The organism is Phyllobacterium sp. 0TCS1.6A (assembly GCF_026420825.1).
Taxonomy (GTDB): domain Bacteria; phylum Pseudomonadota; class Alphaproteobacteria; order Rhizobiales; family Rhizobiaceae; genus Phyllobacterium.
In genome coordinates this window covers 165,625-186,807 of sequence record NZ_JAPMAB010000005.1, presented here as the reverse complement: position 1 = coordinate 186,807, position 21,183 = coordinate 165,625, and the positions used below count along the sequence as shown (strand labels likewise).

15 protein-coding genes are annotated in these 21,183 nt (G+C 63.1%); 7 read left to right on the top strand and 8 right to left on the bottom strand.

Translation table 11 applies throughout. The annotated features are described in order from the left end of the window. The first annotated feature begins 2 nt into the window (after window positions 1–2). Window positions 3–1,070, top strand: a complete 1,068-nt coding sequence (locus OSJ75_RS13180; RefSeq protein WP_267228386.1) for an SDR family oxidoreductase — start codon at window positions 3–5, stop codon at window positions 1,068–1,070. Here the strand turns inward: OSJ75_RS13180 and OSJ75_RS13175 are convergent. Both OSJ75_RS13175 and guaB read right to left on the bottom strand, forming a co-directional pair. Then, window positions 1,061–1,594, bottom strand: coding sequence for a DinB family protein (locus OSJ75_RS13175; RefSeq protein WP_267228385.1), 534 nt, complete (start codon window positions 1,592–1,594; stop codon window positions 1,061–1,063). The two genes, OSJ75_RS13180 and OSJ75_RS13175, sit on opposite strands and share 10 nt — an antisense overlap. A 17-nt stretch (window positions 1,595–1,611) precedes the next feature. Beyond that, entirely contained in the window at window positions 1,612–3,114 is a 1,503-nt protein-coding gene (gene guaB / locus OSJ75_RS13170; RefSeq protein WP_250015093.1) for an IMP dehydrogenase, read from the bottom strand. Between the two features lie 301 nt (window positions 3,115–3,415). On the opposite strand from guaB, the gene OSJ75_RS13165 reads away from it, so the two are divergent. Then, window positions 3,416–4,750, top strand: coding sequence for a chloride channel protein (locus OSJ75_RS13165; protein WP_267228384.1), 1,335 nt, complete (start codon window positions 3,416–3,418; stop codon window positions 4,748–4,750). Between the two features lie 18 nt (window positions 4,751–4,768). Here OSJ75_RS13165 and OSJ75_RS13160 read toward each other — a convergent pair whose 3' ends face one another. Continuing rightward, window positions 4,769–5,752 (bottom strand): MBL fold metallo-hydrolase, encoded by a 984-nt coding sequence (locus OSJ75_RS13160; protein ID WP_416362563.1) that lies wholly within the window; start codon window positions 5,750–5,752, stop codon window positions 4,769–4,771. 208 nt (window positions 5,753–5,960) lie between these two features. Between OSJ75_RS13160 and OSJ75_RS13155 the strand changes: the two genes are divergently transcribed. Then, entirely contained in the window at window positions 5,961–7,364 is a 1,404-nt protein-coding gene (locus OSJ75_RS13155; RefSeq protein ID WP_250015100.1) for an MFS transporter, read from the top strand. 9 nt (window positions 7,365–7,373) lie between these two features. Here OSJ75_RS13155 and OSJ75_RS13150 read toward each other — a convergent pair whose 3' ends face one another. The 3 genes from OSJ75_RS13150 to OSJ75_RS13140 all read right to left on the bottom strand — a co-directional run bounded on the left by OSJ75_RS13150 (window position 7,374) and on the right by OSJ75_RS13140 (window position 10,608). After that, a complete protein-coding gene (locus OSJ75_RS13150; protein WP_250015102.1) occupies window positions 7,374–8,078 on the bottom strand; it encodes an RlmE family RNA methyltransferase in 705 nt (234 codons plus the stop codon). Beyond that, window positions 8,071–9,543, bottom strand: a complete 1,473-nt coding sequence (locus OSJ75_RS13145) for a Ppx/GppA phosphatase family protein (protein ID WP_267228383.1) — start codon at window positions 9,541–9,543, stop codon at window positions 8,071–8,073. Before OSJ75_RS13145 ends, OSJ75_RS13150 begins: the two co-directional genes overlap by 8 nt. A gap of 132 nt (window positions 9,544–9,675) precedes the next feature. Next, the gene (locus tag OSJ75_RS13140) at window positions 9,676–10,608 is read right to left on the bottom strand and encodes an NAD-dependent epimerase/dehydratase family protein (RefSeq protein WP_267228382.1); all 933 of its coding nucleotides are present in this window, start codon (window positions 10,606–10,608) and stop codon (window positions 9,676–9,678) included. A 188-nt stretch (window positions 10,609–10,796) separates the two neighbouring features. Here OSJ75_RS13140 and OSJ75_RS13135 point away from each other — a divergent pair, with 188 nt between their 5' ends. The 4 genes from OSJ75_RS13135 to OSJ75_RS13120 all read left to right on the top strand — a co-directional run bounded on the left by OSJ75_RS13135 (window position 10,797) and on the right by OSJ75_RS13120 (window position 13,499). Next, window positions 10,797–10,985: a hypothetical protein gene (locus tag OSJ75_RS13135; RefSeq protein WP_250015109.1), complete on the top strand. Its 189-nt coding sequence runs from the start codon at window positions 10,797–10,799 to the stop codon at window positions 10,983–10,985. A 294-nt stretch (window positions 10,986–11,279) separates the two neighbouring features. Continuing rightward, entirely contained in the window at window positions 11,280–11,474 is a 195-nt protein-coding gene (locus OSJ75_RS13130; RefSeq protein WP_250015111.1) for a hypothetical protein, read from the top strand. Window positions 11,475–11,745: 271 nt separating this feature from the next. After that, window positions 11,746–13,002 (top strand): D-amino acid dehydrogenase, encoded by a 1,257-nt coding sequence (locus OSJ75_RS13125; protein WP_250015113.1) that lies wholly within the window; start codon window positions 11,746–11,748, stop codon window positions 13,000–13,002. A gap of 161 nt (window positions 13,003–13,163) precedes the next feature. After that, window positions 13,164–13,499: an RcnB family protein gene (locus tag OSJ75_RS13120; protein WP_250015114.1), complete on the top strand. Its 336-nt coding sequence runs from the start codon at window positions 13,164–13,166 to the stop codon at window positions 13,497–13,499. Window positions 13,500–13,570: 71 nt separating this feature from the next. Here the strand turns inward: OSJ75_RS13120 and pbpC are convergent, their stop codons facing one another. Further along, window positions 13,571–15,655 carry a penicillin-binding protein 1C gene (pbpC, locus tag OSJ75_RS13115; RefSeq protein WP_416362562.1) on the bottom strand — a complete coding sequence of 695 codons (2,085 nt, stop codon included), beginning with the start codon at window positions 15,653–15,655 and terminating at the stop codon, window positions 13,571–13,573. A gap of 8 nt (window positions 15,656–15,663) precedes the next feature. Next, the gene (locus OSJ75_RS13110) at window positions 15,664–21,114 is read right to left on the bottom strand and encodes an alpha-2-macroglobulin family protein (protein WP_267228465.1); all 5,451 of its coding nucleotides are present in this window, start codon (window positions 21,112–21,114) and stop codon (window positions 15,664–15,666) included. Window positions 21,115–21,183: the final 69 nt, after the last annotated feature.

The following is a 21,183-nucleotide window of genomic DNA, read 5'->3' as shown; positions in this document are numbered from 1 at the left end:
ACATGGACAACAATCAAAAACACGCCGTGGTGGTTGGAGCCAACGGCATTATCGGCCGCAACCTCATCCGGCATCTTGAAGCGCTCGGCGATTGGCAGATCACCGGCCTGTCGCGACGTGGCGGCGAGAATTCACCGAGGATCACTCATATCGCGGTCGATCTTCTCGATGCGGATGAGAGCCGGGCGCGGCTCGCGCATCTGACCGATGCGACCCATATCTTCTATGCCGCATACCAGGACCGGCCGAGCTGGGCGGAGCTGGTTGCACCCAATCTTGCAATGCTCACCAATGTGGTCAATGCGATCGTCCCGGTCGCCGCAGGGCTGCAGCATATCAGCCTGATGCAGGGCTATAAGGTCTATGGCGCTCATCTCGGCCCCTTCAAGACTCCGGCCAGGGAGACCGATGCCAATCACATGCCGCCGGAATTCAACATCGACCAGCAGGACTTCCTCGAGGCACTGCAGAAGGGAAAGGCCTGGAACTGGTCGGCGCTGCGTCCGTCAGTCGTCGTCGGCGTCGCGCTTGGCAACCCCATGAACCTCGCCTCGGTCATCGGTGTCTACGCATCGATGTCGAAGGAGCTCGGAATCCCCCTGCGTTTCCCGGGCAAGCCCGGCGCCTATGATTCGCTGATCGAAATGACCGATGCCGACATGCTGGCGCGCGCCACCGTCTTCATCGCCACCAACCCGCAATGCGCAAACCAGGCCTTCAACATCAATAATGGCGACCTGTTCCGCTGGAACGAGATGTGGCCGAAGATCGCCGATTATTTCGGGCTCGACGTGGCGCCGCCGCTTCCCATGTCGCTTGAAACCGTGATGAGCGACAAAGGGCCGCTATGGGAGCGAATGGTGGAAAGGCACGCCCTCGCGCCCAGTTCCTATGCCGACGTCTCGTCCTGGCGGTTCGGCGATGCGGTGTTCAGCTGGAACTACGACTTCTTCGCCGATGGCAGCAAGCTGCGCCGCGCGGGTTTCCATGAATTCATCGATTCGGAGGCCATGTTCATCCGCGTCTTCGATGAAATGCGCCGGCAGAAGATCATTCCCGGTCAGGCATAGGGTTCGCCCCGGCGGCGGGGAATATCGTAGTCGAGGAAGTATTCGTCGAGCTGCGGCGGCGGCACGTCGGTTCCCGCCAGCATGGCATGGGCCTGGCCGCGATGATGGATCTGATGCACGAAGAGGTGCGAGAGCAGGCGATCGATGCGCTCGCTGGAGCTTTCGCCAGTGCGCCAGTGGATCAGCACCCGGCGCTCCAGATCCGCATCGCTCAGGTCGTCGCAGAACAGGATCAGCTTGCGGTCGAACTCGTCCTGCGCCTGTTTCAGATCGGCCGCCCGCGGAAAGGGAATATCGCCCTGAAGCGCGATGTTCCTGCGACCGATGCCCATCATGTCGGCCATGTAGATATGATCGACGATCAGGATATGGTTGAGCGTCTCCTGCAGCGAGGGGAAGAAACTCGTCCTCTCGCGCGCGAATTCCTCGTCGGTCAGCTGGAGACAGGCACCCAGCAGGCGATCGTTGGACCAGGCGCTGTTGCGCGCCATCGCCGAGAAATGAGCGCGCAATGTTTCAGGCATCGCACGCTCCGGCTCGATCAGTTGCCGCCGGGATAATTCGGGCTTTCGCGGGTGATCGTGACGTCATGGGTGTGACTTTCGCGCAAACCTGCATTGGTAATGCGCACGAATGTAGCTCTTTCGCGGAATTCTTCCAGGTTTTTCGCCCCGACATAGCCCATCGAGGCCCGAAGTCCGCCGGCAAGCTGATGCAGCACGCCGGAAACCGGGCCCTTATAGGCCACCTGCCCTTCAATCCCTTCCGGCACGAGCTTCAGTTCGTCGCGCACCTCGGCCTGGAAATAACGATCCGCCGAACCCCTCGCCATGGCGCCAACCGAGCCCATGCCGCGATAGGCCTTGAACGAACGGCCCTGGTAGAGATAGACCTCGCCGGGGCTTTCCTCGGTTCCCGCCAGGGCCGAACCCGCCATGGCCGCCGAAGCGCCGGCGGCAAGCGCCTTGGCGAAATCGCCCGAATATTTGATGCCGCCATCGGCGATGACCGGAATGTTGGACTTATGCGCCGCTTCGACGGCCGACATGATGGCGGAAAGCTGCGGCACGCCGACGCCGGCGACGATGCGGGTCGTGCATATGGAGCCCGGGCCGATGCCGACCTTCACCGCGTCGGCGCCAGCATCGATCAAAGCCTGAGTGCCTGCCGCCGTCGCCACATTGCCGGCAATGATGCGCACGGCGTTGGAAAGCTTCTTGGCGCGGGTCACCGCGTCGAGCACGCGTTGCGAATGGCCATGCGCCGTATCGATGACGAGAACGTCGACACCGGCGGCGATCAGCCGTTCGGCGCGCTCGAAACCGTCTTCGCCGACGCTGGAGGCGGCCGCAACGCGCAGGCGGCCCTGCGCATCCTTGGCGGCATTGGGGTTGAGCTGCGACTTCTCGATGTCCTTGACGGTGATCAGGCCGACGCAATAGCCCTTGTTGTCCACGACCAGCAGCTTTTCGATCCGGTGCTGGTGCAGCAGGCGCTTGGCTTCGTCCTGCTCCACATTTTCGCGCACCGTGATCAGGTTTTCGCGGGTCATGAGTTCGTAGATCTTCTGGGCCGGATCCGAGGCGAAGCGCACGTCGCGATTGGTCAATATGCCGACGAGGCGGCCCGGCTTGCGGCTGCCCTCGCCGGCATTCTCGACGACGGGAATGCCGGAAATGCCATGGGCCCGCATCAGCGCCTGCGCATCGGCAAGCGTCGCGTCAGGACCAATGGTCACCGGATTGACGACCATGCCGGATTCGAATTTCTTGACCTGGCGCACTTCCTCTGCCTGCAACTCCGGCGAGAGATTGCGGTGGATGACACCCATGCCGCCGGCCTGCGCCATGGCGATGGCGAGGCGTGATTCGGTCACGGTGTCCATCGCCGCCGAAAGCAGCGGCAGGTTCAGCTCGATATCCGGTGCAATGCGCGTGCGAATATCTGTCTGGCCCGGCATGACTTCGGAATGTCCGGGTTGCAGCAAGACATCGTCAAATGTCAGTGCGAGTGCGCCTGTAGCGGATTCAACGATTTTTGCCATGACCAATTCCTTGCAAAACGAACTAATACGTCCAAAGGGCGCACCACATGGGGTGGGGCGCCGATGACGTTCTCTTCAGGTGAATTGGCACGGGCTGGTAACACGTATATGTCGACTTGAAAAGCCGTAAACGCAACTACTGGCCCAATTGGCGCGCCGAGACGCAGAATATTGTGGTCGGGCGGGCAGGAGCCGACAAAATGCCGCCACTGTCTGGCCATCGCGGCGTTGCTCCTGTAGTGATCTCGACATAACAGGCACAAACAGGTCTTCCGTGCATCCGATTTACCGAAAAAGCTCGATGCTGCGCCGTTCACGGGCGTTGTGGTGGAGCAAGCGAGTCTGGCGCCCGCGTCTGATCTTCTGGGCAGGCGCGGTGGCGATCGGCATTGTGAGCGTTGCATTCGCAAGGATGGCTGACCTCGCCCAGCAGCAATTTCATGCCATGATCGGCACCGGCGGAGCCTCGGCCTACCTCCCGCTCATCGTCACGCCCGCCGGTTTCGTCCTTTGCGCCTATCTGGCGATGCGATTCTTTCCGAATGCTCAAGGAAGCGGTATTCCGCAGGCGATCGCCGCCAGGCACCTGAAGGATGATACGGACCGGGTGCAACTCCTTTCGCTCCGGATGGTTTTCGGCAAGATCCTGCTGACTGTCGTCGGGCTGTTTTGCGGAGCCTCGATAGGGCGCGAGGGCCCGACGGTGCAAGTCGGCGCTTCGCTCATGCTGCAGGCGGCGCGCTGGGGTGGAATGGCGCATGCCCGCGGCCTCATCCTCGCGGGCTCGGCGGCGGGCGTTGCGGCCGCCTTCAACACGCCGCTCGCGGGCATCGTTTTCGCCATCGAGGAGATGGGCAAGTCGTACGAGTCGCGCGCCAATGGCCTGGTATTGACGGCGGTCATCCTTTCCGGGCTCGCGGCCATAGGGCTCGTCGGCAATTATACCTATTTCGGCGAATCAGACGTGACTTCGAACGGCTATTCCGATGCCGCGCTCATCGTGGCATGCGGTGTCGGCGGAGGAATACTTGGCGCCCTGTTCAGCGCCGGCGCCCTCAAGGCTTCGCGCCGCATCCGCCGCTGGGCCTCGCCCCGCCCCATGAAACGAATGCTGCTGCTCGCCGGCTCCTGTGGCCTGGCGGTCGCGATCATCGGCATCCTCTCAGGTGGCGCCACGTTCGGCACCGGATATGAACAGGCGCGGAGCGCGGTCGAAGGCAACGCCCTGCCCCCATACTATTTCATAGAGAAATATGCCGCCGGTTTTCTTTCGATGGCTTCCGGCATACCGGGAGGAATATTCGCGCCGTCGCTCTCCGTCGGGGCGAGTTTCGGCAGCGCCGTCGGCCAACTTCTCGGCAGCAACCTCGCGCTTGCGGCCTTGCTCGGAATGGCCGGGTATTTTGCCGGTGTGGTTCAAGCGCCGATGACAGCTTTCGTCATCATCCTCGAAATGACGGGCAGCAATAATAGCGTGATCGCACTGATGTGCGCCTCCATGCTGGGTTATGGCAGCGCAAGGATGATTTCGCACGAACCGCTCTACCACGCGCTTTCGCGTGTCTTCGTCGCGGACGCTATCCGCCGCAAGCGTGCGGAAGCATCGCTCGAACAGGCCTTCCAGACCGAGAAATAGACCGTTGCCCTCTCCGCCTCAGACGTCGAACTGATAGGTCGCCGGAACGAAGCGATAGCCTTCCTCCAGCTTTTCCACATAGCCGACGCCCGGGAACGGCATGTGATAGCCGATGAAAGGCACCCGATCGGCGGCAATCCTGTCGAAAACGCGTTTGCGCGTCTCGGCAGCCATGCCCTTGTCGGTATCGAAAGTGACTTCCCAATCCGGCCGTTGCAGCGAGGCGACGTAATGATTCGCGGTATCCGCCGTCAGCACCAGCTTTTGCCCGCCCGATTCGACGTTGAAGATCATGTGGCCGGGCGTGTGGCCATAGGCTGCTTCGCTGGTGATGCCCGGGACGACCTCGTCGCCCGCTTCGATGAAGGTGAATTTCTCCGCCAGCGGCTTGACCTTCCCGGCCACTGCCTTGGCATTGTTTTCCGCCGGCGTTCCGGCTCTGGCCGGGTCGGTCCAGAATTCGTATTCGACCTTGCCGCCGACATAGCGTGCATTGGCGAAGGCCGGCTTGTCACCATTCATCAATCCGCCGATGTGGTCGCCATGCATGTGGGTAATGAGGACGATCGTCACCTGGTCCGCCGAATAGCCGGCCGCTTCGAGATTGGCCGAAAGTTGTCCGAGGCCATTTGCCTTGCCGCCCTCGCCGAACCCCGTATCGACAAGAATGACTTCCGATCCGGTATTGATCAGCACCGGGTTGAAGCCGTTGACGAATTTGGTCTCGGGCAGGAAATTGGCGCGCATCAGTTCCGCCACCGCTTCCTGGCTCTGGTTCGCGCCGAAGGTCGGATATGGACCATCGCCTGGCCGCAGGCCGTCCAGCAGAACGGTGAACTCGAATTCGCCGAGTTTGAACCGCTTGAACCCTGGCGACTTCACCTCTGATTTCGGCGCGGCGGCTTCGGCCTGGCCGGTCATGGCCGACTGTACCGCAAAAGTGCCTGCCATGGCGCTCGAGGCGATGAAAAGGTTGCGCCGGGAAATCTCCAATCTGTCCATGGTGTCGTCTCCTTGGGCTTGCAGCGCCGCGTTCATTCGTTTGCCGGGCGCAGTCTCTTACTCCGCACGGGCCAAGACAAGCACAGGTACATCACATCTGTTTGATCGGCGCTTGAGTAGAAAGGGCGCGAGTGATAATCGCATCGCATCCTGAATGGTGATGCGGTGCCGCCCGGCCCGATCATACACCGCGAAATGGAATTTCAGCGTGAACCGTGTCGTTCCCCTCGTCCTTGCCGTTGCCCTCTTCATGGAGCAGATGGATTCGACCGTCATTTCGACGTCGCTTCCGGCGATCGCGGCCGATATCGGCAGCAGTCCGATCGCCCTCAAGCTCGCGCTCACCGCCTATCTGGTCTCGCTCGCGGTCTTCATCCCGGTAAGCGGCTGGATGGCCGACCGGTTCGGGGCGAAGAACGTCTTTCGCGCCGCCATCGTCGTTTTCGTCGCCGGCTCGGTCGCCTGCGCGGCTTCTGGCTCGCTGCTCGCCTTCGTCGTCTCGCGCTTCCTGCAGGGCGTCGGCGGCGCCATGATGACACCGGTCGGGCGCCTTGTCCTGGTGCGCTCCACGCCGCGCAGCGAACTCGTCGGCGCCATGGCGTGGCTGACCATGCCGGCGCTGGTCGGGCCACTGCTCGGCCCGCCCGTGGGCGGCTTCCTGACCACATATTTCAGCTGGCACTGGATCTTCCTGATCAATGTCCCCATCGGCGTCATCGGCATCTGGTGCGCCACGCGCTATCTGCCTTCGATCGAAACCCTTGTTCGGCGCCCGCTCGATATTGTCGGCTTCTTTCTCAGCGGCATTGCCGCATCGGGCGTGGTCTTCGGCCTGTCCGTCGTCAGCCTTCCCGCGCTGCCAAGCTGGGTCGGCTTCACCACGCTTGCCGTCGGCCTCGTCTCCACGGTGCTATACCTGCTGCATGCCCGCAGGACCGCAGAGCCCCTGCTCGCGCTCGACCTGTTCAGAAACCAGGTGTTCCGCGCCTCCATCATCGGCGGCAGCCTGTTTCGCATCGGCGTCGGCGCCGTGCCGTTCCTGCTGCCGCTGATGTTCCAGATCGGCTTTGGCCTTTCGCCGTTCCAGTCAGGCCTGATCACATTCGTCTCGGCGGCGGGCGCCATGAGCATGAAGCTCGTCACGAAATGGTTCTACCGCAAGACCGGCTTCCGCAATTCCCTGGTCTATGGTTCGGTCGTCGCCGCGGGCTTCATCGCCGTAAACGGCCTCTTTACGCCGTCCACGCCGTACTGGCTCATGATCGTGCTTCTGCTCGCCGGCGGGTTCTTCCGGTCGCTGTTCTTCACCGGCACCAATGCCCTTGCCTATGCGGAAATACCCAATGAACAGACCAGCCAGGCAACGCCCATCAGCTCCGTCGCGCAGCAGATTTCCATTGCGCTCGGTGTCGCCGTCGCCGGCGGAATATTGGAAATCTCGACCAATATGCACGGAGGCCCGCTGCAATTGGCGGATTTCCACGTCGCATTCTTCATCGTCGCCGCGATATCGAGCCTTGCCTGCATTTCATTCTGGGGCCTTAGTCCCGATGCAGGGTCGGAAGTCTCCGGCCACCGGACCCGCCCGGCAGCAACGGCAGCAGCCGAATGAAAGCGCTGCTCAGCCCTTGAAGTCGCGCGCCAGCAGGTAGAGTTCCACCGATTCGGCCCGCGAGGCCGGCGGCTTGACGTGGTGGACAGACTTGAAATGCTTCTTGAGCAGCGTCAGCACCTCGTTTTCCGTGCCGCCCTGGAAGGTCTTCGTCAGGAAGTGTCCGCCCGGGCGCAGCACCGAAACCGCGAAATCGGCGGCGACCTCGCAGAGATGCGACGTCCTTATATGATCCGTGCGGCGATGGCCGGTGGTCGGCGCCGCCATGTCGGAAATGACGAGATCGGGCTGGCCGCCCAGCGCTTCGATGAGTTTGCCGGGGGCGGCGTCATCGAGAAAATCCATCTCGAGCAGGGTCACGCCCGGCAGAGGGTCGATCGGCAGATAGTCGATGCCGACGACGGTGGGCTCGTCCAGCGGCGATCCGACGATGGAAGCCGCAATCTGGCTCCAGCCGCCCGGCGCCGCGCCAAGATCGATGATGCGCTGCCCTTTCTTCAGGAGCTTGTAGCGGTCATTGATCTCGATCAGCTTGTAGGCGGCCCGCGAGCGATAGCCATCGGCCTTCGAACGCTGCACATAGGGATCGTTGATATGGCGTTCGAGCCAGCGACGCGACGATTCCTTGATCGTGCCGGCCTTTTTCTTGACCTTGGTGTGAAGGCCGCGCGTGCCCGCGCCGCCGCGTCCGCCGGTGGTGGTGGTTTTAGCCATGGGTGCCCCTGTTTTCTCCGCCATTGGGGCGGAACCAGCGATTGCGCCAGGCGCCGTCACGCGACATCAATTCGGTCAATATGCCTTCACGCAGGCCGCGATCGGCCACGCGCAGCTTCTGGCTCGGCCAGACATTGCGTATGGCATCGAGTATGGCGCAGCCCGCAAGAACAAGATCCGCCCTGTCGGCGCCGATGCAGGGATTTGCCACCCGCTCGTCAAAGCTCCAGGACAGCAGCCTGCTCGTCATCTCGGTCACGTCGTCATTCTCCATCCAGATGCCGTCGATCCTGCGCCGATCATAGCGCTCGAGGCCAAGATGGATGCCGGCAAGCGTCGTCACTGTTCCGGAAGTGCCGAGGAGGTGGAAATTGCGGCTCTTCACCAGGTCGCCGAGCTTGTTGCGCTCGCTGAATGCGCTGATGAGTTCGGACACATGCGCCACCATCACCGCGAAATTGTCGGAGGTCACGTCGCGCCCGCCGAAACGCTCGGCAAGCGTGACGACACCGACCGGCAGCGATGTCCAGGCGATGATATGCTCCGCCAATCGTGGCGAACGGCGCTCCGAAACATCGATCAGCGCGATCTCGGACGAACCGCCGCCGATATCGAAGAGGACGACCGCTTCCGTCTCGCGCTCGACCAGCGTGCCGCAGCCGGAAACAGCGAGGCGCGCCTCGGTCTGCCGGTTGATGATCTCGAGGTCGAGCCCCGTTTCCCGCTTCACCCGGTCGAGGAACTCCGCACCATTGGAAGCCTGGCGGCAGGCCTCGGTGGCGATCAAGCGGGCCCTGCGCACATCGTGATTGTGCAACTTGTCGCGGCATATCTTCAGCGCCTCTATGGCGCGGTTCATCGCGTTCTCGTTGAGCCGGCCGGTGGCGCCGAGACCCTCGCCGAGCCTCACGATGCGGGAGAATGCGTCGATGACGCGGAACTGGCCGGGTCTTGTCGGAGAGGCGACGAGCAGGCGGCAATTATTGGTGCCAAGATCGAGCGCCGCATAGAGCGGCGCGCGCGCCGGGCGGTCATCGCTTCGGCGGCGCTCATGATCGAGCCTCTGCGTGAGCGCCTGCTGCTCGGCAGGCTGTGCCGCCGGCTGCGCATGTCCGGCCGCATTGCGGCCACGGCGGCGCGAACGATTGCTGCGGCGCTTCTTCGCTGCTGCCGGCGCTGGATTGGTGGTTTCGGCGGCGACGGCAATGGCCTGTTCAGGCACGCACATGCCAGCGCCGGAAGCCTGTTTCGACTTGCCACGCTTGCGCCTGCGCGCTCGCTTCTTGCGATTTTCCTCGAAGCGTCCTGCTCCGGATTCGGTTGCGCTCGCCTTTGCTGGCTCCATGCCACGGGCCGACCGCTCCAAATCCTTGTCGGCAAGGCCGATCGCGCCGTTTGGCACGCTGCTATTGCCGGACGCCCCATCATGTGGCGCGGAATTCGCGCCGGGCCTGGGGTCTTTCACAACTTCTTCCTTCGGCGCCGCGCGAACCATCCAGGACGCAAGCAAGGCGCTTTCTCAATTAACGTTGTCCTTAATGTAACATGGATTGACGAATATCCAAGCGATCAAATTGACCTGCCGGGAGTCGCCGGGTCAGATGAGATCGGGCGCGATCTCCCGGATGCGGGCGAGCGTGTCCGTCGTGGCCGCCCAGCCCGTGGCCTCGAGGCGCGCCGGGCTCGCGACGAGATCACCGTTCATCGTCTGCCACTGCCTGCTATGTCCCGTTGCCCGCGCCAGGACGTCGAACAGCGCGGGCGGAAGCCGGAAAAGCGCCGGGGCCCTGCCCTGGCCTTCGCGCATCGCTGTCAATATGTCGGCGACGGTGACAGGATTGCGGTCCGAAACCAGGAAAGTCCCGCCATCGGTGCGACCTTCGCCAAGGCAATGCAATATGGCGCGGCAGAGGGCGGAACGATCCAATAGCGAGCGACGGCCCTTGATGGACGCGAAGGGCAGCGGAACGGGGAGCCGCGCCAGCCGCGCCAGAGCCGCGATATTGCCCTTGGCCCCCGAGCCATAGACGACAACGGGGCGCAGAATGGTGTGCTTCCGGGGCAGGAGGGTCCTGACCTCCATTTCCGCCTGGAGCTTGCTCCTGCCGTAATCATCCGTCGGCCTCGGCTCGTCCGATTCGCGCAAGATGCCGTCGCGCGCGCTCGCGGCCTGCGCCCGGACGGATGAGAGAAAGACGAATTTGCCCGGGATCGTCGCGCTGGCGCGCGCCAGTTCCGCCGTCAGCCGGTAATTGGCGGCGTGATAGGCGGCCGCCGCCTCGGCGCCGGGGAGGCTCGTATGGGCGATCGCCGCCAGATGGACGACATGATCGACATCCTGCAACAAGGCCGGGAACGCCCCGGGCGCCGCATCGGGTGCGGGCAGCTGCCGCGCTGGCACATTGCCGGCGGCCAGCATCGCCGGATGGCGCACGGCCGCGATCGGCTCGTAGCCCGCGGCGCGCAGATGCTCGAGCAGTTCTGTTCCGACAAAGCCGGCTGCGCCGGTGACGAGGACGGTTTGTGCCATCATGACCCCATGTTCAAGCCCAACCCCTAAGCGTTCCGGCGCCAATCATCAAGGCTCGTCCCCACGGAACGATATCCGAGCGGCCGCATTCAGTCTGCACATTCCTGCACTCCCGCCAACAGATGTTCCGATTGATAATTCACGTATAAGTTGTATTACACGGACCGAACAATTTTGAGACGAACCAGATGTATCATGACGATCCCCAGCCCAATAAATGGGTGCATCTGTTTGTCCTTGCGGTCTTCGTGATTGTCTTTCTCATCATCGTCTGGCTCGTCGGCGCCACTTTCGGACGCCCTACTCCCCGGCAGGATGCTGCGGAACCCATCGACCTCTCCCGCGTTGAGATGAGCCGCTTCGGCAGGAAGTCTTAATGTTTCGGCCATAGACTGGCCCGATGTTCGAGACCTTGCTGGCGCACAACAGGAGGCCGAAAATGTATTCGAGAACGACGAATTTCTGGATGAACCTGGCCATCTTCGCCGTGTTTCTGACGCTTCTGTTCATGCTGAACCCATAGGCCGCGGCAGCTGGCAGGGCGGCAATGAGCCGTTGCCCATGCCGGCCTGCCGCTTTCAGCCGCCATCATCAAACTAGAACAAAAGTAGAACAAAACTCTTTTCAAGCTTCGCGCGCTATGGCACTCTTATCCCGAAAGGAGAGTCCTGATGAACGCCATATCGAGACAGCCCGAAGACGAGATAGATGAAGCCCTTGCCTATCATCAGGGCGATGCCAGAGCCACGGTCGCAGCCCTTTTGGCAGAGCGGGATTATCTGCTGCGGGAGATCGAATATGCCTCCCTCGCCATGTCCTATGGCTTTGCCCGCGGCTGGAAGCCCGGGCGCGGCGAGCGCAGATAATCGCTTCCCCGGCTTGAAAAGCGCAAGACGCACCCCATATCAGGTTCAACACAGCATCATGCTGAAGTTCTCGTTCCGGCTTTGACCACGGATGTACTGGCACTGCCGAGAATGAAAGGAAGGTCGGGTTTTCCCGGCCTTTTGTTTTATCGGCTGTCGGTCATTTGCGCGCAGTGGCAAGATTGCTCTGGAAAGAAGCCGCGCGCCACTCCAAGATGCTCCCCGACGGCGCCGATGGCAAAGGCCGTTTTCTTTGAAGGAGTCTCCCCCGATGAAGGTTCTGGTTCTGGGTAGTGGCGTCGTTGGCGTTACATCCGCATGGTATTTGACGCAGGCCGGCCATGAGGTCACCGTCGTCGATCGTCAGCCAGGACCCGCACGGGAGACGAGCTTTGCCAATGCGGGGGAGATTTCGCCCGGCTATTCCTCACCCTGGGCCGGACCGGGCATTCCGCTAAAGGCCATCAAGTGGATGTTGATGCATTTCGGTCCCCTGGTGGTGCGGCCGAAGCTCGATCCCTACATGGCGCTGTGGCTCGTCAAGATGCTGCGCAACTGCACCAATGCACGCTATGCGCGCAACAAGGCCCGCATGGTGCCGATCGCCGAATATAGCCGCGATACGCTGAAGGCCCTGCGCGCCGAAACGGGCATTGCCTATGACGAACGGGCGCTCGGCACGCTTCAGCTCTTCCGCGACCAGAAACAGTATGAAGGCACCGCCGGCGACATCAACGTCCTCAAGCAGTTCGGCGTGCCCTATGAGCTTCTCGATGCGGACGGCTGCATCACGGCCGAACCGGCATTGGCCAATGTGAAGGGCAAGTTCGTCGGCGGACTGCGCCTTCCGGGCGACGAAACCGGCGATTGCCAGATATTCACGGAGAAGCTGGCAGCGCGTTGCGCCGAAGCCGGCGTCAAGTTCCTGTTCAATACGACGATCAACTCCATCAACACCAGCGGCAGCCGCATTGCCAGCGTATCGACCGACAATGAAGAACTCACCGCGGATGCCTATGTCATGGCTTTCGGCAGCTATTCGCCGTTCCTGCTGCGCCGGATCGGCGTCTACATCCCTGTCTATCCGGTGAAGGGCTATTCCATCACCGTGCCGATCAGCGATCCGGAAGGCGCGCCCGTCTCCACCGTCATGGACGAGACCTACAAGGTAGCGATCACCCGGCTCGGCGATCGCATCCGCGCGGGCGGCACGGCCGAGATATCGGGCTTCGACCTGACCTTGCGCGAGGCACGGCGCGGCACGCTCGTCCATTCGGTCGGCGATCTGTTCCCCAATGGCGGCGACCTGTCCAAGGCGAGTTTCTGGACCGGTCTTCGCCCGATGACGCCGGACGGCCCGCCCATCATCGGTGGCGGCACCAGATATTCCAACCTCTACCTCAATACGGGACATGGGACGCTCGGCTGGACCATGTCCTGCGGCTCGGCCCGCGTCCTGTCGGACCTCGTCTCCGGCAAATCGCCCGATGTCGATCCCTCGGCGCTGAGCATCGCCCGCTATATGTAACGGCGTTTGGCGGCTGTCCCCGGCAGCCGCTAACTTGCCGGATTCATTACAAATTGTTTAGGTTTTCATTCAGTTTTCGTTCATTTCCCAGGGCCTACAACTTAGGCGTGCTTTGCACCATGGCCTTCCTCCCCGGCCATGCCACCAACGAGGAAACGAAAATGAAGAAAATTGCTCTTGTGGCGATCGCCCTTTCACTGGCCGCGACGCCCGTCGCCTTCGCCCAGCAACGGCACGACAGCGGACGGCATTATGGCCATCAGCAGGAACGCGTAGTCAAGAAGCGGATCGTGACCAAGAAGGTCGTAGTCAAGAAGACGCGCTGGTCGCGCGGGCACAAGCTCCCGTCGCACTACCGCCGCAACGTCGTGCGCGACTATCATCGCCATCACCTGAAGGCACCGCCACGGGGTTACCAGTGGGTTCGCGCCGACAATGATTACGTTCTCATCGGCATTACGTCGGGCCTGATCTCCGCTTTGGTCCAGGCGCGCTGAGAACTGCCGGACAATCGTATGAAAAAGGCGGTGGCCCGAGCGGCCGCCGCCTTGAATTTTCAAAGCCCTGATCAGAGCCCCTGGTCGATGAATACGCGCACGCTCGCCGCACGGCCCGCGGCATCGATGACGGTGATGGTCGAAAAGCCACTGCCGTCCGGCACCCATTGATTGGTGCGGCGGCGCGAGGCCTGCGGCAGCGGCCTGCCATTTGCGAGCCAGCGGAACGGCGCCCTGCCGCCCTGCAATTTCAGCATCAGCGGGCTCGCAGCTTCGCCGCTTGCCGCGCCAAGTTCGACACGGGCACCTTCCGGCGGATAGACGATTTGCGGCGCTGGCTCCCGGGCAATGGCGACCGGCAGCCCGTTCGGGCTGGTGGAAAAGCGCCGCTGGCTGATCGGCAACTGCGCCTGCGACAGGCGCACCGCACCGGCCGGCGCCGATGGCAGCGGCGTTGCCGCCACGCCTGACTTGGCGAAAGCCTCGAACAGGATGGGGGCGGCCGTGCCAAACCCGGTTATGCCCGGGACGGCGCCATTGTCGGCACGCCCGACCCAGACGCCCAGAACATGGGAGCCGTCGAAGCCGACGGACCAGGCATCGCGATAGCCATAGCTCGTGCCCGTCTTGTAGGCCAGCATGCGGCGGCTCGCGCCAAGCGGCGGCATCACGCCAGCGAGAATGTCGGAGACATGCCAGGCCGCCACTTCATCCAGCAGCGGCTGGCCTTCGACGATGCGCGGCTGATCCCTCACGCCATCGCCGAGTTCCACCGCCCTGCCCCTGTTGGCAAGGCCGGCATAGAGCTGCACCAGGTCCTTCAGCGTCATGCCGACGCCGCCAAGGCCGATGGCAAGCCCCGGCGCCTCGTCGCGCGGCAGGACCGGGCGGACTTCCGCGCGCCGGAAACGCATCATCAGCCGGGCCGGGCCCACCGTGTCGAGCAACCGGACCGCCGGCACGTTCAACGACAATTGCAGCGCCTGGCGGACGCTGACATCGCCCTGGTAGCTCATGTCGAAATTCCGTGGCCGATAACCGAAGAAATCCGATGGCCGGTCCTCGATGATCGTCTCCTGGCTCACCATGCCATCCTCGAAGGCTAGGCCATAGATGAACGGTTTCAATGTCGAGCCGGGTGAACGGTTGATGCGTGTCATGTCGATCCAGCCGGACCGGCCCGCATCGAAATAATCGGCCGAGCCGACTTCCCCGACGATCTCGCCGGTGCGGATATCCGCCATGACCATTGCGACGGACACCTTGGGATCGAGGTGCATCGCTGCTTCGCGTGCAACCTGTTCCAGTCCTTGCTGGATGTCCAGGCGGATGGTGGTGCCATGCACGCGGCTGGCCGGCGCGCGCTTCACCGCAGCTTCGGCAAGATGGGCGGCAAGGGCGGGCAACTGCCGGCGAACCGACGCGATGGCGACGCGCCGTGCCCGGTCGGCCTCGTCAGCCTCTATCACGCGCGTTGCCGCAAGCCGGCCGAGCACGCGGTCGCGGGCAGCCTGCGCATTTTCGCGGTTGCGGTCCGGCCGCCGCCTTTCCGGAAGCTGTGGCAAAGCAACGAGAAGCGCGGCATCGGCTGCACTCAGCCGGCGCGGCTCCTTGCCAAGATAGGCAAGGCTCGCGGCGCGGACACCTTCGAGATTGCCGCCATAGGGCGCAAGCGTCAGATAGGCGTCGATGATCTGCGACTTGGACAGTCGCCGCTCGATCTGCAACGCGCGAACCATCTGGCGAAGCTTGGCGCCGATGGAGCGGCCTTCGCGCGGTTCGATCAGCCGCGCCACCTGCATCGACAGCGTGGACCCGCCGGAGACGATGCGGCCATGGCTCGCCAGCTGAAACGCGGCCCGCGCCAGCGCCAGCGGGTCGATGCCGCCATGCTTCCAGAAGCGCCTGTCCTCATAGGCGACAAGCATGTCGATGAACCTCGGATCCACTGCCGCCGCGGTCGTCGCTAGCCGCCAGCGGCCATCGGACGCCGCGAAGGCGCGCAACAGGCGGCCATCCGCATCCTTCACTTCGGTCGATACGTCGCCGGCCTTTTGCAGCGGCGGCGGAAAGGCCCGGTCCGCGGCATCAAGGCCAAAGGCGAGCGTCGCGGCCAGCACGAGATTGGCCGAAACACAGAGGCAGATTTTGCGCATGGACCACATTATCGTGCCGCCGTGACCTCCATGAAGCCGGTTGCCGTCCTTGCCGAGAATTGCGGGCGATACATGTCTTCGACGCTGGCGGCGGGATGGCTGTACCGGCCCGGCGTCACCGCGCGGACGACATAGGCTAGGGTGATGTCGTCATTGTCTTTCGCCACCCGGTCGAACGCGGCCACGAACCGGTCGTTGCGGAATTCCGTATGGGCGGCCTGCACTTCGCCGATCCAGTCGAAATTGGAAAGGTTGGCGCTGTTGACGAGGCCGGGATTGTCGATCTCGAAACCGGCAGGCAGCAGATCGCTCACCAGTACCCGCGACGGCCATTGATTGTTCTCCGTCACCTTGATCACGACCACATAGCGCTCGTTCTGCCGGGCCTCCGTCACGTTCGCTTCCTGGCCGTCGAGCGTGTAATAGGTCCGCTGTATGGTGAAGCCGTCGCCGCCGGCGGGCAGCGGCTGCACCGGCGATGCAACGCTGGTGACGATCGCCGACAGCGGTTCCGCCGTCGTATTGGTGACGGTGACGGGCGATGCCAGCAGTTCGTCTCCCGATACGCGCGAGACGTAGCCGCCGCTATGCGCGGTGCCGTTCACATCGAGCCGGATCGTGTCGTCGCCCTCCTGGATCGCGCGGGCGGCAAGCAGCATCCATGTCTGTTCCTGCGTGCTCGTATAGCGCTTGGCCTGCCATTTCTCCGCGACGATCCTGGAGAGCTGCGGAATGATCGGCGGGACGGGGCGGCTTTCCGCCGCCAGCGCCAGCACCGCTGCATCGTCGCGCAGGGAAGAACCATAATCCGAGCGCACGAGGCTGACATTCTGCACAAGGCTCGATTGCTGCAGCGCATCGGTGAAGATGCTCTGGGCGCGCTGGACATCGCCATAAAGCGACAGGGCCGCCGCCAGATGGGCGCGGGCAAGCGGGGTTGGAAACTCCGCCAGCTTCGTGTCCGTATAGTAGCGCAGGTCGCTGATCGCCGCCTTGCGGTTGCGGGCAAGCACGTAGAGCGCATAGGCGATCTCGTTGCCCTGATCCTTTATGTTCACGTCATAGCCGAGGGCGTTCTGCAGATTCTCCAGTGCCTGGACGAGCGAGGCTTCGGGCACGTCATATTTCTGCTCCCGGGCGCGGGTGAGGAAATCGGTGACATAGGCGTCCAGCCACAAATCTCCGGTGCCCGGCCGCCACAGCCCGAAGCTCCCCGACGAGGACTGGTAGGCGAGCACCCGGTAGATCGCTTCCTGGACGCGCTTTTGCACCTCCCCATCCTCTGCAATGCCGGATTTCTTCGCGAGTTCGCTCATATAGAGCAGCGGCAAGGCGCGGCTCGTCATCTGTTCCGCGCACCCATAGGGATAGCGGTCCAGCGTCATCAGCAGGCCGGGAATATCAAAGGCCACCGACCGCGTGACGTTGAGGCTGACCGACGCCCCTTGCAGGATGCTGCCCGCCAGAAGCTCGCCATCGAGCTTCAGCGCGGTGTTGGGCGCAATGGTGATCAGCTTGCGCTCCGCCATCGGCAAGGTCGCCGGGCGGACGGGGATGTTCAATGTCTGCTCCAGCGACAGGCCGCTGGCATTGGTGAGCTTCACCGAGACCACGCCGTCGCCGGGGATATTGCCGCTGATCGGCAGGACGACATCGGCCTTGCCGCCGACGGGGAGATTGACCGTCCGGGACGAACTGGCCTGATCGACGGACACTGCGGCATTGCCGGCGATCTGCAACTGGTAATCGCCCGCCGGAGCATCGGTATTGGCTATGTCGAAGCGCACCGATGCCTGGTCCTTCGGCGCCAGGAACTTCGGAACGCTGGCGGTGACGACGATCGGATCGCGGACGACGACGTCCTTGACCGCATGACCGACACCGGTCTTCGACCAGGCAACGGCCATCAGCCGGGCGGTGCCGTTGAATTGCGGTACGTCGAAGCTTACCCGCGCCTTGCCTTCCGCATCGAGCTTCACCGGTCCGGAGAAAAAGGCGATCAGCTTCTCCGTCGGCGGATTGCCCTGCATGGGCATCTGGGCGCCGTCACCGCCGGTTCGAAGCTTGCCGGTCGCGCCTTGCGAACCATCGATCAGCCGCCCGTAGAGATCCCGGATCTCCATGCCGAGCTGCCTCTGGCCGAAGTACCAGCCATCAGGATCGGGCGCCTCGTAGCGCGTCAGGTTGAGAATGCCGACATCGACGGCCGCGAGGGTGACATAGGCATCCTCGCCCGCGCCAGCCCCGGTCACCTGCAAGGCGACATCGAGCGGCTTGCGCGGCTCGGTCTTCTGCGGAGCATCGAGCGCAACATTAAGCTTGCGGTCGCCGGCATTGATCGACAGCCATTTGATGCCGATGGCGCGCATGGGCATGCGCGATTCCTGGGCGTCGCCCGGCCGGAACAGCGTCGCAGTGACATAGGCGCCCGCACCCCAATCGCCGGATACGGGCAGTTCCACTTCGCCGCCCTCCGCGCCGATGGTCGCGCGCGTCGTCGCCAACAGCGTCTCGGCGCCCACCGTAACGAGGAGTTCGCCGGCGAAGCGCGACGAGACCTTCAGTTTCGCCGTGTCGCCCGGCGCGTAAACCTCCTTGTCGAGCGCGATTTCGAGCCCGTCAGGAGTTTCGGTAGAGGTAGCGGCGACATAATAGCCCGCATCGAACTCGACGCTGGACGCGGGTCCATCCGCTTGCGATGTCTCGACTTCGAGCCTGAAACGGCCCCAGCCGACGGGAACGGAGATTTCCGCGCCATCGGCCGAAACGTCGATGCTGCCATTGGCGACCTGCTTCGTCGAAACGACCGGCTCATATTTCCACGAACTGCCATCGCGATACCATTGATACCGGCGCTCGAGGCTGATCAGCTTCCAGGAAAGCCCTTTCATCTCCTGCTTCGCCCCGGCGGCGTCGATGCCGATGACATTGAACTTCGCCACCGAGTTCTCGCTCAGATCCCCGGAAAATTCCGGCCTGATGCCGATCATCGACGTTTCGGGCTTCACCGGCAGGGTGAGCGTGCGTTCCACGGCACGGCCGCCAGCCTCCTGCATGCGAATGACGACATTGGCATCGAGGAACTGCGTCGTCGATGGAACCTCGGCAAGCGACACGTCGAACGTGCTCCGGCCCTGTTCGTCGAGATCCTGCAGCGTATCGAGCGGAATACGCGTGTCTTCGCTGGCCTCTTCGTCGGCAAGGCCGAAGAAATAGCCTTTGAAGGCCGGATTCTCGCGCGTCGGCTTCAGCGCGATCTCGCCTTCCAGCGCCAGACCGGCGGCGGGTGCGCCGTAGAGATAGCGGCCGGTCACGGTGACCGGCGTCGCCTGCCCCACCTCCACCGCCTTCGCCTCGCTGGCGAGATCGAACTCGACGCGGTCAGGCACGAAATCCTCGACGAGGAACTGCTTTTCCGCGATCGCCGTGCCTTTGGGATCGGTGAAGATCTGCATCGTCCAGGTGCCGCGCATGGCATTGGGCTGCAAGGCGAGAGCAAGCGCATGCCCGCCAAGGTTCGCGCCATCGCTGACCATGCGCCGGTCCTCGACGCCGTCCGGCCGCTTGAACACGAAGGTCAGCGGCAGTTTTTCGATGGCGTTTGCCGCATTGTCGCGCGCCAGCGCCGAAGCGTGGACCGTTTCGCCTGCGCGGTAGATGCCGCGCTCGGTCCATGCCAATATGTCGATCGCGCCGGGCGCGGCACGTCCCGTCACACCCCGATCCGACAGGTCGAAACCGGCTCTCGTCATGTCGAGGAAAACGTAATCGGCATCGCCATTCTTGGCCGTGATGGCGGCGGGAACCATGGCCGCGGAGCCGCGCAGCAGTCCGGCATTGAAGGTGGCCCTGCCCTCGGTATCCGTTATGGCGGTTCCAAGTATCTCGTTGTTCTTGGCGAGCAGTTGCAATTCCACGCCGATCAGCGGCTGGGCGGAGGCGAGCGAGCGTGCGAAGACATTCAGCCCGTCGGTGCCGGTATAGGTCGAAAGGCCGATGTCGGAGACGACGAACCATTGCGTCGCCTTCGCATCCCACTCTTCGGTCTTTGCCTCCGGCGCGGATGCCGTCAGCACATAGACGCCGGGCTTGCGCTGGGGCAGCGCTTCGTCGACCGGGAAGCTCGTGACCACGTCCTTGTTCAGTTCGGACTGGATGTCGATCTTGCCCTGCCAGACGAGTTCGCCCGCTTCGTCCTGCAATCGCTGCGCGCTGTAGCCATCGACCTGCGTCAGGAATTGCGAACTCGTCAGCAAAGGCGCGATACCGCGATCGCCGATCCGGTAAAGCTTGAGATCGGCGCTCTGCGTATTCACGGAGACGATGGGGATGCCACGCCGCGCCGTGCTCGGCAGCACGAAGCTGTCGCCAGTGAAGCGCACCATCGACGAGCGATCCTTCACGTAGATTTCGAGATCGACCTGCCCCTCAAGCGCCTCGCCCACCGAGGAAGGCAGCCCTGCCCGCAATGCCAGCTTGTAACGCTCGCCATGTTGCAATCCTTCCACGCATATTTCATTGCCCTTGGCTTCCATGGCCCGCGGCGCGGCACCATTCACGGTCACGAAGGGCGCGTAATCGGTTCCCATCTTGACGAGGGGCTCGGAGAACTGGACGCAGGCGCGCGGATTGGCGCTATCGGCATCGATCGTATGATTGGTGACCCGAAAGCCCTGCCGCCCCTTCAAATCCTCATAGGCGACCTTGACGGGGCCGGAATCGACGAGCGCAAGGCTCGCCTTGTAGGCGTTCAGCGCGGCGCGGTAATTGGCCGAGTTTTCCAGCGCTTCCGCCATGACCGCCAATGCGCCGGCGCGGGCTTCGGCGGTGCGGGTCAATTGATAGGCATTGATGGCGGCGAGCGCCGCCTGCCCGGCCATATAGCTGTTCTTGCCGGCGCGGTTGCCCATCTGCGCCATTTCAAGCCAGAGGTCGGCATTGTCGGGAGCGATCGCCAGCGCGCCGATCATGGCTTGCAGCGCCGGTTGCGGATTGTCCACGTTGAACTCGCGCCGGGCGGCGGCCAGCAGGCCGGCCAAGCCGATCGCCTCCTGCTCCCTGGTCACGGCGAGGTTCGCCTTTACCTGCCGCGCATCGCGGAGCATCGCATCGGAGACGAAAGCGAGTTGCGGCGGTGCGCCGATATCCGGCTCGCCCACCGTGGTCTCGACCACCTTGCCGGCGAAGGAACCGGGCGTCTGGCGCAGCTGGCTGAAATCCGATTTCAGGAAACACCATTTGGCCTTGGGATTGTAGGTGAAGGCCTTGCATTGCTGGTCGGCCAGGCAGACCGTCTCGCACTGGTCGAGCGTCAGATCCTCTTCGGTTCTAAGATCGAAGCCGAAATAATCGCCGTCTTTCGTGGTTACGATATCCCTGTTTATCTCGGCGGCGCCGATCGGGCCGGACAATGCAAGATAACCGAGAATAACCGCAGCGAACCGTATAGCTGACCGCATGGACATGTCGTCCTCCCACCGCATCTGACCTGATGGAGGGCACTCTTTAAACTTCGGCCATGATTGTCA

Excerpts from the sequence above, each read along its gene's own strand:
- OSJ75_RS13180 (WP_267228386.1), top strand. The coding sequence starts at position 3 with ATGGACAACAATCAAAAACACGCCGTGGTGGTTGGAGCCAACGGCATT.
- OSJ75_RS13175 (WP_267228385.1), bottom strand. The coding sequence starts at position 1,594 with ATGCCTGAAACATTGCGCGCTCATTTCTCGGCGATGGCGCGCAACAGC.
- guaB (WP_250015093.1), bottom strand. The coding sequence starts at position 3,114 with ATGGCAAAAATCGTTGAATCCGCTACAGGCGCACTCGCACTGACATTT.
- OSJ75_RS13165 (WP_267228384.1), top strand. The coding sequence starts at position 3,416 with ATGCTGCGCCGTTCACGGGCGTTGTGGTGGAGCAAGCGAGTCTGGCGC.
- OSJ75_RS13160 (WP_416362563.1), bottom strand. The coding sequence starts at position 5,752 with ATGGACAGATTGGAGATTTCCCGGCGCAACCTTTTCATCGCCTCGAGC.
- OSJ75_RS13150 (WP_250015102.1), bottom strand. The coding sequence starts at position 8,078 with ATGGCTAAAACCACCACCACCGGCGGACGCGGCGGCGCGGGCACGCGC.
- OSJ75_RS13140 (WP_267228382.1), bottom strand. The coding sequence starts at position 10,608 with ATGGCACAAACCGTCCTCGTCACCGGCGCAGCCGGCTTTGTCGGAACA.
- OSJ75_RS13135 (WP_250015109.1), top strand. The coding sequence starts at position 10,797 with ATGTATCATGACGATCCCCAGCCCAATAAATGGGTGCATCTGTTTGTC.
- OSJ75_RS13130 (WP_250015111.1), top strand. The coding sequence starts at position 11,280 with ATGAACGCCATATCGAGACAGCCCGAAGACGAGATAGATGAAGCCCTT.
- OSJ75_RS13125 (WP_250015113.1), top strand. The coding sequence starts at position 11,746 with ATGAAGGTTCTGGTTCTGGGTAGTGGCGTCGTTGGCGTTACATCCGCA.
- OSJ75_RS13120 (WP_250015114.1), top strand. The coding sequence starts at position 13,164 with ATGAAGAAAATTGCTCTTGTGGCGATCGCCCTTTCACTGGCCGCGACG.
- pbpC (WP_416362562.1), bottom strand. The coding sequence starts at position 15,655 with ATGCGCAAAATCTGCCTCTGTGTTTCGGCCAATCTCGTGCTGGCCGCG.
- OSJ75_RS13110 (WP_267228465.1), bottom strand. The coding sequence starts at position 21,114 with ATGCGGTCAGCTATACGGTTCGCTGCGGTTATTCTCGGTTATCTTGCA.